This window comes from Pseudomonas sp. FP1154 (assembly GCF_030687245.1).
Classification (GTDB): Bacteria; Pseudomonadota; Gammaproteobacteria; order Pseudomonadales; family Pseudomonadaceae; genus Aquipseudomonas; species Aquipseudomonas rhizophila.
Map to the genome: position 1 here is coordinate 369,582 of NZ_CP117465.1, position 13,698 is coordinate 383,279.

The window sequence follows — 13,698 nt, forward strand, 5'->3', positions numbered from 1 at the left end:
CCATGAAGAAAATTATCCACAACCTGGCGCCCTGGGCGGTGCCGCTGCTGTTGCTGGCGGTGTGGCAACTGTCGGTATCGGCAGGCTGGTTGTCCACGCGGATCCTGCCGGCCCCCGTGGCCGTCATCGAAGCCGGGATCAACCTGGTGCGCAGCGGCGAAATCTGGACGCACTTGGCCATCAGCGGTTGGCGCGCAGCGGTGGGCTTCCTGATCGGCGGCGGCATTGGCCTGACCCTGGGTTTCATCACCGGTTTGTCGACATGGGGCGAGCGACTGTTGGACAGCTCGGTGCAGATGGTGCGTAACGTGCCGCACCTGGCGCTGATTCCGCTGGTGATCCTGTGGTTCGGCATCGATGAGTCAGCGAAAATTTTCCTGGTGGCGCTGGGCACGCTGTTCCCCATCTACCTCAACACCTACCACGGGATTCGTAACGTCGATCCGGCGCTGGTGGAAATGTCGCGCAGCTACGGCTTGTCCGGCTTCAGCCTGTTTCGCCAAGTGATCCTGCCCGGCGCCTTGCCTTCGATCCTGGTGGGCGTGCGCTTTGCGTTGGGCTTCATGTGGCTGACGCTGATCGTGGCGGAAACCATTTCAGCCAGTGCCGGCATCGGTTATCTGGCGATGAATGCCCGGGAATTCCTGCAGACCGACGTGGTGGTCCTGGCGATTCTTCTGTACGCCGTGCTCGGCAAACTGGCCGACCTTGCCGCCCGCGGGCTTGAGCGGGTCTGGCTGCGCTGGCACCCGGCGTATCAAGTGAGCAAGGGAGGTCCCGCATGACCGCCCAACAACCTCCACGCTTGCTGCGCGGTATCCCGCTGGCCGTGCGCAAATTGCAAAAAAACTTCGGTTCGCGCCAGGTTCTGCGTGACATTGACCTGCATATACCGGCCGGGCAGTTCGTGGCAGTGGTCGGGCGCAGCGGCTGCGGCAAAAGTACTTTGCTGCGCTTGCTGGCTGGCCTCGATCAACCCACTGACGGCCAATTACTGGCGGGTTCGGCACCGTTGAGTGCCGCACAACAGGACACGCGGTTGATGTTCCAGGAGGCGCGTTTGCTGCCCTGGAAAAAAATCATCGACAACGTTGGCCTCGGCCTAAAGGGCAACTGGCGCCCGCAGGCGTTGCAAGCACTGGAAGCCGTCGGTTTGGCCGACCGCGCTCATGAGTGGCCGGCGGCGCTGTCTGGCGGACAGAAACAACGGGTGGCCCTGGCCCGCGCGCTGATTCATCAGCCACGCCTGTTGCTGCTCGACGAACCCTTGGGGGCGCTGGACGCCCTGACCCGGATCGAGATGCAGCAATTGATCGAGCGCCTGTGGCAGCAACACGGCTTCACCGTGCTGCTGGTGACCCATGACGTCAGCGAGGCGGTGGCCATCGCCGACCGGGTGATCCTGATCGAGGACGGCCGGATCGGCCTCGACTTGGCCATCGACCTGCCACGCCCACGGGCTCGCGGCTCTCATCGGCTGGCGAGCCTGGAAACCGAAGTTCTCAACCGCGTGCTGTCCTTGCCCGGCCAACCGCCGGAGCCCGAACCGATTTCACCCTTGCCTACGCAACTGCGTTGGGCGCAATAACTTCATCCAGACAGGAATCGACACCATGACTATCAAAGCCATCAACGTACGCAACCAGTTCAAAGGCACCATCAAGGAAATCGTCGAGGGCGACGTGCTGTCGGAAATCGACGTACAGACTGCCTCGGGTATTGTCACCTCGGTCATCACCACTCGTTCCGTCAAGGAGCTGGAGCTGGCGATCGGCAGCGAAGTGATCGCCTTCGTCAAATCCACGGAGGTGTCTATCGCCAAGTTGTGAGCGATGTTTCACCCACAGCCCCGGACGGCATGAGCCCTTCGGGGCTTATCGTTCCCACGCTCTGCGTGCTAACGCCTCTGCGGATGCTCCGCGTTCGATCAATCAGAGCGCTTGGGCAAATACGGCGGCAGATACAACCCCAGGTAAGCATCGAACACCCGCATGCCTTCTTCGGCCATGCGCGGGGTGATCTGGCCGTGTTGCTGCACCGAGCGCGCGTAGACGCGGTCGCCCAGTTCCATGGCCAGGGCGAACACATCAACGTCATGGGGCAGTGCCGGCAGTTCGAAATGGCGAGCGAAGAGCTTGTGCAACAATTCGCCGAGTTCGAGATCGTGCTGACGGTCGGCCTGGATGACTTCAGTCAGGCCATGTTGGGCCAGGATCAGTTGGCGGGCGGCGGCGTCCTGGCTGTAGATGGTCAGCATGCGTTGCTCCACCTGCCGCGACAGGTCGTGCCAGTGGTTCAGTCGCGCATGATCGATCGGCACTTGCAGGCAGGCGCGAAAGGCCGCGTGGACGTCGGCGGTCAGCCCTTGCAGCAGGGCCGGGACGCTGGCGAAGAAGTGATACACCGAGGAGGGCGGGATCCCGGCGCGTTCGGCGACGCTGTAGATCGACAGGCTGGCCACGCCTTCGGCAGCGAGCAGCGTGCGGGCGGCATCGAGAATCGAGTCGATCCGGGCCTGGCTGCGGGCGCGAGGCTTGCGAGGGGTGGCGGTGCGCGTCATCGGTGTCTCCTGCGGGGCTGCCGGGCATTGTACGAGCCGGGTTCAGTGTTGTCTTCAAGGCCGTCATCGCGAGCAGGCTCGCTCCCACATTGGATCTTTGGTGGTCAGTTAATCATGCTCACCACAGTTCCCTGTGGGAGCGAGCCTGCTCGCGATCCGCCGAAGGCGGCCATCCACCCCAAGGCATAAAAAAACGCCGCAGCCTCGAAGGCCTGCGGCGTTTTTTACTGCAACCCGCTTACACGGTATGCAGGTACCAGTTGTACTCAAGGTCGGAGATGGAGTGTTCGAACTCCTCCAGCTCGCTTTCCTTGCAGGCCACGAAGATATCGATGTATTTCGGATCGATGTACTTGGCCATGACTTCGCTGTCGTCCAGCTCGCGCAGGGCATCGCGCAGGTTGTTCGGCAGGCTTTGCTCGTTCTGCTCGTAGCTGTTGCCTTCCACCGGCGCACCGGGCTCGATCTTGTTGACCAGGCCATGGTGCACGCCAGCCAGTACGGCGGCCATCAGTAGATACGGGTTGGCGTCGGCGCCGGCCACGCGGTGTTCCAGACGCACCGCATCGGCGGAGCCGGTGGGTACGCGCAGGGCCACGGTGCGGTTGTCCAGGCCCCAGGTCGGCGAGTTCGGCACGTAGAACTGTGCGCCGAAACGACGGTAGGAGTTCACGTTCGGGCAGAGGAAAGCCATCTGCGCCGGCAGGGTCTCGAGCACACCGCCGATCGCGTGACGCAGTGCGGCGTTCTGCTCGGGATCCTCGCTGGCAAAAATATTCTTGCCATCTTTATCCAGGATCGAAATGTGGACGTGCAGGCCATTGCCCGCCTGGCCCGGATACGGCTTGGCCATGAAGGTAGTGTCCATTTCATGGTCGTAGGCGATGTTCTTGATCAGGCGCTTGAGCAGTACCGCGTAGTCGCAGGCCTTGATCGGGTCGGCCACGTGGTGCAGGTTCACTTCGAACTGCGCCGGGGCACTTTCCTTGACGATGGCATCGGCGGGAATGCCTTGCTCCTTGGCTCCCTCCAGAATGTCCTGGAGGCAATCGACGTATTCGTCGAGGTCGTCGATCAGGTAGACCTGTGTCGAGTGCGGGCGTTTGCCGGAGATCGGCGAGCGGGGCGGTTGTGGGCGTCCATTCACGTTCTCCTGGTCGATCAGGTAGAACTCCAGTTCGAATGCCGCGCAGATGGTCAGGCCCAGCTCATCGAACTTGGTCACGACCTGGCGCAGGACTTCGCGAGGGTCGGCGAAGAAAGGGTCACCTTCAAGTTCGTGCATGGTCATTAGCAGTTGCGCGGTAGGGCGCTTCTGCCATGGCTCGTTGCACAGGGTGTCAGGGATTGGATAACAGATCCGGTCAGCGTCGCCGATGTCCAGGCCCAGGCCGGTGCTTTCCACCGTGGAGCCGTTGATATCCAGGGCAAATAAAGAGGCCGGCAGGTTGATGCCTTTCTCGTAAACCTTGTGGAGGCTGGTGCGTTCAATGCGCTTGCCGCGCACCACACCATTCATATCCGCAATCAGAAGGTCAACGTACAGAACCTCAGGATGTTCCTTAAGGAACGCGTTCGCTTCGTTAAGCTGAACGGCACGCGGGGGTACCGACATGATGCAACACCTTTGTTGTTAAAAATATCAATCATTGATCTCTTCTAAACCCAGTCAACCCGAACGGCATGCCGAAGTCAAGCTGGGCCTTTTTTGCTCTAAAAAAGCACCTGCGGGGCTTTTTTGAGGCAATTTGGGGCGTTTTTTTCCCTTTGGAGGAGATGGCGCCCGCAGGCTTGAGCGGGCCGTGTTGTATTTTTTACGGGGGTGTTGTGTAAAAAAATGAACAAGGCTAAGCTCGATTCAAACCCATAACAGCAATAATACCGGGGTGCTTCATGTCTCGCCTGCCGTTAATCGGCGTCACCACCTGCTCCAGGCAGATGGGTCTGCATGCGTATCACGTCAGTGGCGATAAATATTCCCGGGCTGTCGCGACAGCCGCCAAGGGCTTGCCAGTGCTGATTCCGTCCCTGGCGGATCTGTTCCCGCCGTCCGATATTCTGGACGCCCTGGACGGCATTCTTTTTACCGGCTCTCCTTCTAATGTAGAACCTTTTCACTATCAGGGCCCCGCCAGCGCGCCGGGCACTGCTCATGATCCTGCACGGGATGCCACCACCCTGCCGTTGATCCGCGCCGCTGTAGCGGCCGGCATCCCGGTGCTGGGTATCTGCCGTGGGTTCCAGGAGATGAACGTAGCCTTTGGCGGCAGCCTGCATCAGAAAGTTCATGAAGTCGGAACGTTCATCGATCATCGTGAAGATGACACTCAAGCGGTGGATGTCCAATACGGTCCTGCCCACGCCGTGCATATCCAGCCTGGCGGTATTCTGGCAGGGCTGGGGCTGCCGCTGGCGATTCAGGTCAATTCGATCCATAGCCAGGGTATCGAGCGTCTGGCACCTGGGTTGCAGGCCGAAGCGGTGGCGCCGGATGGCCTGATCGAGGCTGTTTCGGTGCCAGGAGGCAAGGCTTTTGCTTTAGGTGTGCAATGGCACCCTGAATGGGAGGTAAGCTCCAACCCGTACTACCTTGCGATTTTCCAGGCATTTGGCGATGCCTGCCGGGCAAGGGCAACACAACGCGACGCCGATGCGTCAAACAACGCCTGACTACTAAATAGCAGCCAGGAAACTCACGCCTAGAGGCATTTATGAGTAACAACCTCGACCAGCTCACCGATTGGTTGAAAGACCATAAGATCACAGAAGTCGAATGCATGATTGGCGACCTGACCGGCATCACCCGGGGCAAGATTTCGCCGACCAACAAGTTCATTGCCGAAAAAGGCATGCGCCTGCCCGAGAGCGTTCTGCTCCAGACCGTTACGGGCGACTATGTCGAAGACGACATCTATTACGAACTGCTCGACCCTGCCGACATCGACATGATGTGCCGCCCGGACGAAAACGCAGTGTTCCTTGTGCCCTGGGCCATCGAGCCCACCGCCCAGGTTATCCACGACTCCTACGACAAGCATGGCAATCCCATCGAACTGTCGCCGCGCAACGTGCTCAAGAAAGTGCTCAAGCTCTATGCCGACAAGGGCTGGCAGCCGATCGTCGCGCCGGAAATGGAGTTCTACCTGACCAAGCGCAGCGACGACCCGGACTTCCCGTTGCAGCCGCCCATTGGCCGCTCCGGTCGCCCGGAAACCGGCCGTCAGTCGTTCTCGATCGAAGCGGCCAACGAATTCGACCCGTTGTTCGAAGACGTCTACGACTGGTGCGAACTGCAGGAGCTGGACCTCGACACGCTGATCCATGAGGACGGCACGGCGCAGATGGAGATCAATTTCCGTCACGGCGACGCCTTGTCCCTGGCCGACCAGATCCTGGTGTTCAAGCGCACCATGCGCGAAGCGGCGCTCAAGCACAACGTAGCCGCCACTTTCATGGCCAAGCCCATGACCGGCGAGCCCGGCAGTGCGATGCACCTGCACCAGAGCATCATCGACAAAGACACCGGCAAGAACGTCTTTTCCAATGAAGACGGGACCATGAGCACGCTGTTCCTGAATCACATTGGAGGTCTGCAGAAGTTCATCCCCGAGCTGCTGCCGCTGTTTGCCCCCAACGTGAACTCGTTCCGCCGCTTCCTGCCGGATACGTCGGCGCCGGTGAACGTGGAATGGGGTGAAGAGAACCGCACCGTGGGCCTGCGCGTGCCGGAAGCCGGGCCGCAGAACCGTCGGGTGGAAAACCGTTTGCCGGGCGCCGACGCCAACCCGTACCTGGCGATCGCCGCCAGCCTGTTGTGCGGCTACATCGGCATGGTCGAAGGCATCAACCCGAGCGCGCCGGTGGTGGGGCGAGGGTATGAACGTCGCAACCTGCGCCTGCCACTGACCATCGAAGATGCCCTCGAGCGCATGGAAAACAGCGCCACCATCGAGAAATACCTGGGCAAGAAATTCATCACAGGCTACGTCGCGGTCAAGCGGGCCGAGCATGAAAACTTCAAGCGCGTCATCAGTTCGTGGGAGCGGGAATTCCTGCTCTTTGCCGTCTGAAGCGCCGGACGGGACTGCTTCAGGCAGTTCCGTCCCCACCGATCTACAAGGAGAATTCGCATGACCGGCAACAATCCGCAAACCCGTAAATGGCAGGCCCTGAGCAACGATCACCACCTGGCGCCATTCAGCGACTTCAAGCAGCTCAAAGAGAAAGGCCCGCGCATCATCACCCACGCCAAGGGCGTTTACCTGTGGGACAGTGAAGGCAACAAGATCCTCGATGGCATGGCCGGCCTCTGGTGTGTGGCCGTCGGCTACGGCCGCGACGAACTGGCCGACGCCGCCAGTCAGCAGATGCGCGAGCTGCCGTACTACAATCTGTTCTTCCAGACCGCTCACCCGCCGGTGCTGGAATTGTCCAAAGCCATCGCCGACATCGCCCCTGAAGGCATGAACCACGTGTTCTTCACCGGCTCCGGCTCCGAAGGCAACGACACCATGCTGCGCATGGTCCGCCACTACTGGGCGATCAAGGGCCAGCCGAACAAAAAAGTCATCATCAGCCGCAAGAACGGTTATCACGGTTCGACCGTGGCCGGCGCGAGCCTGGGCGGCATGACGTACATGCACGAGCAGGGCGACCTGCCGATCCCCGGCATTGTCCACATCGCCCAACCGTACTGGTTCGGCGAGGGCGGCGACATGAGCCCGGAAGAGTTCGGCGTATGGGCGGCCAACCAGCTGGAAGAAAAGATCCTGGAAATCGGCGTGGACAATGTCGGTGCCTTCATCGCCGAGCCGATCCAGGGCGCGGGCGGAGTCATCGTGCCGCCGGACAGCTACTGGCCGCGCATGAAGGAAATCCTCGCCAAGTACGACATCCTGTTCGTGGCCGATGAAGTGATCTGTGGTTTCGGTCGCACCGGTGAGTGGTTCGGTACCGATCATTACGGGTTGAAACCCCACATGATGACCATCGCCAAGGGCCTGACCTCCGGTTACATCCCCATGGGCGGCCTGATCGTGCGTGACGATGTGGTGGCGGTGCTCAACGAAGGCGGCGACTTCAACCACGGGTTTACCTATTCCGGTCACCCGGTAGCCGCTGCGGTGGCCTTGGAAAACATACGCATTCTGCGCGACGAAAAGATCGTCGAGCGTGTTCATGGCGAAACGGCACCCTATTTGCAACAGCGCCTGCGGGAACTGAACGATCATCCGCTGGTGGGTGAGGTACGCGGTGTCGGCTTGCTGGGGGCGATCGAACTGGTACAGGACAAGGCCACGCGCAAGCGCTACGAAGGCAGGGGTGTGGGCATGATCTGCCGGCAGTTCTGTTTTGATAACGGGCTGATCATGCGCGCCGTGGGTGACACCATGATCATTGCGCCGCCGCTGGTGATCAGCAAGGCCGAGATCGATGAACTGGTGACCAAGGCGCGGCACTGCCTGGACCTGACGCTCAGTGCGTTGCAAGGCTAAGTGCTAGGCTCTGAGCGAGGCGCCCGTACGGGCCTCGTCCAGCGTAAACAAAAGGCTGGGCTTTTGTTGAAAGGCTGGCCTGTAACTTGCCAGACTACCGGCTGTTCAAGTTGCCCGCGAGCCGGCTACTGAACGACGGCTAAGAAGAATAACTGGAGCATTTTTCATGAAGGCATTAGGCATGAAGACATTAGGTATGAAGATGGCTGGCAAGACCCTCCTCGCCATGTCCCTGACGGGCGTGATGGCGAGTGCTGTTCAGGCGGACGACAAAGTGCTGCACGTCTATAACTGGTCCGATTACATTGCACCGGACACGGTCGCCAAGTTCGAGAAAGAGACGGGGATCAAGGTCGTCTACGACGTGTTCGACAGCAACGAGACCCTGGAAGCCAAGTTGCTGGCGGGCAAGTCCGGTTATGACATCGTGGTGCCGTCGAACAACTTCCTGGCCAAGCAGATCAAGGCCGGTGTTTACCAGGAGCTGGACAAGTCCAAGCTGCCGGACTGGAAGAACCTGGACACCGACCTGCTCAAGGCCGTGGGCGATGCCAGCGACAAGGGCAACAAATATGCCTTCCCCTACATGTGGGGCTCCATCGGTATTGGCTACAACCCGGAGAAGGTCAAGGCTGCACTGGGTATCGACAAGATCGATTCGTGGGACGTGGTGTTCAAACCGGAAAACATGGCCAAGCTCAAGAGCTGCGGCGTGAGCTTCCTCGATGCACCGACCGAGATGATCCCGGCGGCACTGCATTACCTGGGCAAGCCGACCGACAGCAAGGACAAGGCTGACTTGAAGGCCGCTGAAGACCTGTTCCTGAAGATTCGTCCTTCGGTTGCCTATTTCCACTCCTCCAAATACATCTCGGACCTGGCCAACGGCAACATCTGCGTGGCCGTGGGCTACTCCGGCGACCTGGAGCAGTCCAAGGAGCGCGCCAAGGAAGCGGGAGACAAGGTCAAGCTCAGCTACGTCATTCCAAAAGAAGGCGCCGGCACTTTCTACGACATGGTCGCCATTCCCAAGGACGCGGAGAACGTCGAATCTGCCTACAAGTTCATGAACTTCCTGATGCAGCCGCAGATCATGGCTGAAATCACCAACGCCGTACGTTTCCCGAACGGCAACAAGGCGGCCACGCCACTGGTGGACAAGGACATCACCAGCGATCCGAGCATCTACCCGTCTGACGAAGTGAAGAAGCAGCTGTATGCAATCAGTGATCTGGATGCCGGCACGTTGCGTCTGATCACCCGCAGCTGGACCAAGATCAAGTCTGGCAAGTAAGCCGGTCTGAGGCATCTTCCTGTTGTCGCCGGCATCGCGGCGGCGGCAACGGGAATAATTAAATGACTAAAAGTTTTGCTGGATCGGTTTATCGAGGGTAAGTTGCGCGCCGGTTTTGTTGCAGGGCACATCGCTGCCAGGTAACGGGGGCAACTTGGGCCCAACTATTTAAGAGGACCTCCACGTGCCTGTTTTTTCTTTGTTACGCAATGCCATGCTGATCGGTGCCGGACTGACGCTTGCGGTCAGCGTCCAGGCTGCCTCCACCGTGCATATTTATAACTGGTCGGATTACATCGGCGAGACCACCCTGGCGGACTTTGAAAAGGCCACGGGGATCAAGCCGGTGTACGACGTCTTCGACTCCAACGAAACCCTGGAAGGCAAACTGCTGGCCGGTCGTACCGGCTACGACGTGGTCGTGCCGTCCAACCATTTTCTGGGCAAACAGATCAAGGCCGGGGCGTTCCAGAAGCTCGACAAGTCGCAGTTGAGCAACTACGCCAACCTGGACCCGGTGCTGCTCAAGCGCCTGGAAAAGAATGATCCGGGCAATCAGTACGCCGTGCCTTATCTGTGGGGCACCAACGGCATCGGCTACAACGTCGAGAAGGTCAAGGCTGCGCTGGGCGTCGACAAGATCGACTCGTGGGCCATGCTGTTCGAACCGGAAAACATCAAGAAACTCTCCAGCTGTGGCGTTTCGTTCCTCGATTCGGGCGACGAGATGATCCCGGCGATGCTCAATTACCTGGGCCTGGACCCCAACAGCCAGAACCCTGAAGACTACAAGAAGGCCGAGGCTCAACTTCTCAAGATCCGGCCTTACGTCACCTACTTCAACTCTTCCAAATACATCTCCGATCTGGCCAATGGCGAGATCTGCGTGGCTGCCGGTTTTTCCGGTGACATCTTCCAGGCCCGCGAACGTGCTGAAGAAGCGAAAAAGGGCATCGAGATCGCTTATGTGATTCCCAAGGAAGGCGCCAACCTCTGGTTCGACATGCTGGCGATCCCGCGCGATTCCTCCAACGTCAAAGAAGCCCACGCCTTCATCAACTATTTACTCAAGCCTGAAGTGATCGCCCAAGTCAGTGACGCCGTCGGCTATGCGAACCCCAATCCCAAGGCCGGCGAGTTGATGGACCAGCAAGTGCGCACCGACGAAGCGGTTTACCCACCGCAAGCGGTCGTTGACAAGCTGTACGTCAACTCCGAGCTGCCGCCCAAGATCCAGCGCGTCATGACCCGCAGCTGGACCAGGGTCAAGTCAGGCAAATAGCGCAAGCGCTTTAACTATTCCAAGGCTCGTCCGCGCAGGGCGAGCTGCAAATTTTGTGGGAGTTTCGTAAATGGCAGTTGCCTCCGGCGCCTATAAGAAAGCCCTCGAGGGCGACCAGACACCCAAGCAGGTGTTGGTCAAAATCGACCGGGTCACGAAAAAGTTCGACGAGACGATTGCCGTGGACGATGTGTCCCTGGAAATCAAGAAAGGCGAAATCTTCGCCCTGCTCGGCGGTTCGGGATCGGGCAAATCCACCTTGCTACGCATGTTGGCGGGTTTCGAACGGCCCACGGAGGGGCGCATTTTCCTCGACGGTGTAGACATCACCGACATGCCGCCCTATGAGCGGCCGATCAACATGATGTTCCAGTCCTACGCCCTGTTCCCCCACATGACCGTGGCGCAGAACATTGCTTTCGGCCTGCAGCAGGACAAAATCCCGAAAGCCGAGATCGACGCCCGCGTGGCCGAAATGCTCAAGCTGGTGCAGATGAGCCAGTACGCCAAGCGCAAGCCGCATCAGCTCTCCGGCGGCCAGCGTCAACGTGTGGCCCTGGCCCGTTCCTTGGCCAAGCGGCCCAAGCTGTTGCTGCTCGACGAACCGATGGGTGCCTTGGACAAGAAGCTGCGCTCGCAGATGCAGCTTGAGCTGGTCGAGATCATCGAGCGGGTTGGCGTAACTTGCGTCATGGTGACCCACGATCAGGAAGAGGCCATGACCATGGCCGAGCGCATCGCGATCATGCACCTGGGCTGGATCGCCCAGATTGGCAGCCCGATCGATATCTACGAAACCCCCACCAGCCGGCTGGTCTGTGAGTTCATTGGCAACGTCAACATCTTCGAGACCGAAGTGGTGGACGACGCCGAAGGCCACGCGGTGCTGACTTGCAAGGACCTGGACCGCAACATCTACGTGGGCCACGGCATCAGTACCTCGGTGCAGGACAAATCGGTCACCTACGCCATCCGCCCGGAAAAACTGCTGGTCACCGCCGAGCAGCCGGACTGCGAGCACAACTGGTCCAGCGGCAAGGTCCATGACATTGCCTATCTGGGCGGCCATTCGGTGTTCTACGTCGAATTGCCGAGCGGCAAGCTGGTGCAGTCCTTTGTCGCCAACGCCGAGCGCCGGGGTCAGCGTCCGACCTGGGGCGACCAGGTATTCGTGTGGTGGGAAGACGACAGCGGCGTGGTGCTTCGCTCATGAACATGCGCAAATTCAAACGCCGACTCGACCGAATAACGCCCGGTGGCCGTCAACTGGTCATCGGGGTGCCCTTCATCTGGCTGTTCCTGTTCTTCATGCTGCCGTTCTTCATCGTCCTGAAGATCAGTTTCGCCGAAGCCGACGTGGCCATTCCGCCGTACACCGAGATCTACAGCTACATCGACCAGAAGCTGCAGGTGCTGCTCAACTTCAGTAACTATGTGCTGCTCAGCGAAGATGATCTGTACATCGCCGCCTACCTCGGCTCGCTGAAGATGGCCCTGATCAGCACCGTCTTGTGCCTGCTGATCGGCTACCCGATGGCCTACGCCATCGCCAAGGCCCGCCCGGACCTGCAAACGGTGCTCCTGCTGCTGATCATGATGCCGACCTGGACCGCGATCCTGATCCGCGTCTATGCGTGGATGGGTATCCTCAGCAACAACGGTCTGCTCAACGGCTTTTTGATGAGCATGGGCTGGATCAGCGAACCGCTGCAGATCCTCAACACCAACCTGGCGGTCTACATCGGCATCGTCTACTCGTACCTGCCGTTCATGATCCTGCCGCTCTACGCCAACCTGGTGAAGCATGACCCGAGCCTGCTGGAAGCGGCGTCCGACCTGGGGTCGAGCACCTTCAACAGTTTCTGGAAAATCACCGTGCCGCTGTCCAAGAACGGCATCATCGCCGGCTGCATGCTGGTGTTCATCCCGGTGGTGGGCGAGTTCGTGATCCCGGAACTGCTGGGTGGCCCGGAAACCCTGATGATCGGCAAAGTGCTGTGGCAGGAATTCTTCAACAACCGTGACTGGCCGGTGGCGTCCGCGCTGGCAGTGGTGATGCTGGCGATCCTGATCGTGCCCATCATCCTGTTCAACCGCAGTCAGGCCAAAGAAATGGAGGGCAAGGAATGAAGCGCTTCAGTTTTTCAAGCCTGATGCTGGTGCTGGGTCTGCTGTTCATCTATGCGCCAATGCTGATCCTGGTGATTTACTCCTTCAACGCTTCGAAACTGGTGACGGTATGGGGCGGCTGGTCGATCAAGTGGTACGTCGGTCTGCTGGACAACAGCCAGTTGATGGGCTCGGTGGTGCGCTCGCTGGAAATCGCCTGCTATACGGCGATCGCCGCGGTGGCCCTGGGTACACTGGCGGCCTTCGTATTGACCCGTATTACCCATTTCAAGGGCCGCACGCTGTTCGGCGGCCTGGTCACCGCACCACTGGTGATGCCGGAAGTGATCACCGGTCTGTCGTTGTTGCTGCTGTTCGTGGCGATGGCGCAGATGATCGGCTGGCCCCAGGAACGTGGCATCGTCACGATCTGGATCGCCCACACCACGTTCTGCTCGGCCTATGTGGCGGTGGTGGTCTCGGCACGCTTGCGTGAACTGGACCTGTCTATCGAAGAAGCGGCCATGGACCTGGGGGCGCGGCCGTGGAAGGTGTTCTTCCTGATCACCATCCCGATGATCGCGCCATCGCTGGCGGCGGGGGGCATGATGTCGTTCGCCTTGTCGCTGGACGATCTGGTGCTGGCGAGTTTCGTCTCCGGCCCGGGCTCGACAACGTTGCCGATGGAAGTGTTCTCGGCGGTACGCCTGGGGGTCAAACCGGAAATCAATGCCGTGGCGAGCCTGATCCTGCTGGCCGTATCGTTGGTGACTTTCCTGGTCTGGTACTTCAGCCACCGCGCCGAAGAAAACCGCAAGCGGGCGATCCAGCAAGCCATCGAAGAAAGCGCCGCCGACTCCTGGAAACAGCCAGACCCGCGCCGGGCAGCCGCGCCGGTCTGACCGGACGCTGAGTCACTGTGGGAGCAACTGTCTTGGATGGTTTATTTAGCCATCCT

13 protein-coding genes are annotated in these 13,698 nt (G+C 59.8%); 11 read left to right on the forward strand and 2 right to left on the reverse strand.

Annotated elements, in window-relative coordinates:
- Positions 1-2: 2 nt before the first annotated feature.
- From ssuC to PSH91_RS01660, 3 genes are read left to right on the forward strand one after another with little or no spacing between them, the layout of a single operon-like run.
- Positions 3-785, forward strand: coding sequence for an aliphatic sulfonate ABC transporter permease SsuC (gene ssuC / locus PSH91_RS01650; RefSeq protein ID WP_047226061.1), 783 nt, complete (start codon positions 3-5; stop codon positions 783-785).
- Entirely contained in the window at positions 782-1,588 is an 807-nt protein-coding gene (gene ssuB, locus PSH91_RS01655) for an aliphatic sulfonates ABC transporter ATP-binding protein (RefSeq protein ID WP_107321383.1), read from the forward strand. The genes ssuC and ssuB overlap by 4 nt, the downstream gene beginning before the upstream one ends.
- A 25-nt stretch (positions 1,589-1,613) precedes the next feature.
- Positions 1,614-1,829 (forward strand): molybdopterin-binding protein, encoded by a 216-nt coding sequence (locus PSH91_RS01660; RefSeq protein ID WP_003177394.1) that lies wholly within the window; start codon positions 1,614-1,616, stop codon positions 1,827-1,829.
- 98 nt (positions 1,830-1,927) lie between these two features.
- Here PSH91_RS01660 and PSH91_RS01665 read toward each other — a convergent pair whose 3' ends face one another.
- Positions 1,928-2,560 (reverse strand): TetR/AcrR family transcriptional regulator, encoded by a 633-nt coding sequence (locus tag PSH91_RS01665; protein ID WP_047226059.1) that lies wholly within the window; start codon positions 2,558-2,560, stop codon positions 1,928-1,930.
- A gap of 238 nt (positions 2,561-2,798) precedes the next feature.
- On the reverse strand, positions 2,799-4,175 hold the full coding sequence (locus tag PSH91_RS01670; protein WP_047226058.1) for a glutamine synthetase family protein: 1,377 nt from the start codon (positions 4,173-4,175) through the stop codon (positions 2,799-2,801).
- 278 nt (positions 4,176-4,453) lie between these two features.
- Between PSH91_RS01670 and PSH91_RS01675 the strand changes: the two genes are divergently transcribed.
- The 8 genes from PSH91_RS01675 to PSH91_RS01710 all read left to right on the forward strand — a co-directional run bounded on the left by PSH91_RS01675 (position 4,454) and on the right by PSH91_RS01710 (position 13,642).
- On the forward strand, positions 4,454-5,230 hold the full coding sequence (locus PSH91_RS01675) for a gamma-glutamyl-gamma-aminobutyrate hydrolase family protein (protein ID WP_076383050.1): 777 nt from the start codon (positions 4,454-4,456) through the stop codon (positions 5,228-5,230).
- A 41-nt stretch (positions 5,231-5,271) separates the two neighbouring features.
- Positions 5,272-6,630, forward strand: coding sequence for a glutamine synthetase family protein (locus PSH91_RS01680; RefSeq protein WP_047226056.1), 1,359 nt, complete (start codon positions 5,272-5,274; stop codon positions 6,628-6,630).
- 60 nt (positions 6,631-6,690) lie between these two features.
- Complete coding sequence (locus tag PSH91_RS01685; protein ID WP_047226055.1) at positions 6,691-8,055, forward strand: aspartate aminotransferase family protein; 1,365 nt, start codon at positions 6,691-6,693, stop codon at positions 8,053-8,055.
- Positions 8,056-8,236: 181 nt separating this feature from the next.
- A complete protein-coding gene (locus tag PSH91_RS01690; protein ID WP_076386499.1) occupies positions 8,237-9,349 on the forward strand; it encodes a polyamine ABC transporter substrate-binding protein in 1,113 nt (370 codons plus the stop codon).
- Between the two features lie 214 nt (positions 9,350-9,563).
- Entirely contained in the window at positions 9,564-10,631 is a 1,068-nt protein-coding gene (locus PSH91_RS01695) for a polyamine ABC transporter substrate-binding protein (RefSeq protein ID WP_076386497.1), read from the forward strand.
- Positions 10,632-10,701: 70 nt separating this feature from the next.
- Positions 10,702-11,844 (forward strand): ABC transporter ATP-binding protein, encoded by a 1,143-nt coding sequence (locus PSH91_RS01700; RefSeq protein WP_047226052.1) that lies wholly within the window; start codon positions 10,702-10,704, stop codon positions 11,842-11,844.
- Positions 11,841-12,761 (forward strand): ABC transporter permease subunit, encoded by a 921-nt coding sequence (locus PSH91_RS01705; protein ID WP_047226051.1) that lies wholly within the window; start codon positions 11,841-11,843, stop codon positions 12,759-12,761. The genes PSH91_RS01700 and PSH91_RS01705 overlap by 4 nt, the downstream gene beginning before the upstream one ends.
- A complete protein-coding gene (locus PSH91_RS01710) occupies positions 12,758-13,642 on the forward strand; it encodes an ABC transporter permease subunit (protein ID WP_047226050.1) in 885 nt (294 codons plus the stop codon). The genes PSH91_RS01705 and PSH91_RS01710 overlap by 4 nt, the downstream gene beginning before the upstream one ends.
- The last annotated feature ends 56 nt before the right edge of the window (positions 13,643-13,698 follow it).

Coding starts and splice junctions, on each gene's coding strand:
- ssuC (WP_047226061.1), top strand. CDS start 3: ATGAAGAAAATTATCCACAACCTGGCGCCCTGGGCGGTGCCGCTGCTG.
- ssuB (WP_107321383.1), top strand. CDS start 782: ATGACCGCCCAACAACCTCCACGCTTGCTGCGCGGTATCCCGCTGGCC.
- PSH91_RS01660 (WP_003177394.1), top strand. CDS start 1,614: ATGACTATCAAAGCCATCAACGTACGCAACCAGTTCAAAGGCACCATC.
- PSH91_RS01665 (WP_047226059.1), bottom strand. CDS start 2,560: ATGACGCGCACCGCCACCCCTCGCAAGCCTCGCGCCCGCAGCCAGGCC.
- PSH91_RS01670 (WP_047226058.1), bottom strand. CDS start 4,175: ATGTCGGTACCCCCGCGTGCCGTTCAGCTTAACGAAGCGAACGCGTTC.
- PSH91_RS01675 (WP_076383050.1), top strand. CDS start 4,454: ATGTCTCGCCTGCCGTTAATCGGCGTCACCACCTGCTCCAGGCAGATG.
- PSH91_RS01680 (WP_047226056.1), top strand. CDS start 5,272: ATGAGTAACAACCTCGACCAGCTCACCGATTGGTTGAAAGACCATAAG.
- PSH91_RS01685 (WP_047226055.1), top strand. CDS start 6,691: ATGACCGGCAACAATCCGCAAACCCGTAAATGGCAGGCCCTGAGCAAC.
- PSH91_RS01690 (WP_076386499.1), top strand. CDS start 8,237: ATGAAGACATTAGGTATGAAGATGGCTGGCAAGACCCTCCTCGCCATG.
- PSH91_RS01695 (WP_076386497.1), top strand. CDS start 9,564: ATGCTGATCGGTGCCGGACTGACGCTTGCGGTCAGCGTCCAGGCTGCC.
- PSH91_RS01700 (WP_047226052.1), top strand. CDS start 10,702: ATGGCAGTTGCCTCCGGCGCCTATAAGAAAGCCCTCGAGGGCGACCAG.
- PSH91_RS01705 (WP_047226051.1), top strand. CDS start 11,841: ATGAACATGCGCAAATTCAAACGCCGACTCGACCGAATAACGCCCGGT.
- PSH91_RS01710 (WP_047226050.1), top strand. CDS start 12,758: ATGAAGCGCTTCAGTTTTTCAAGCCTGATGCTGGTGCTGGGTCTGCTG.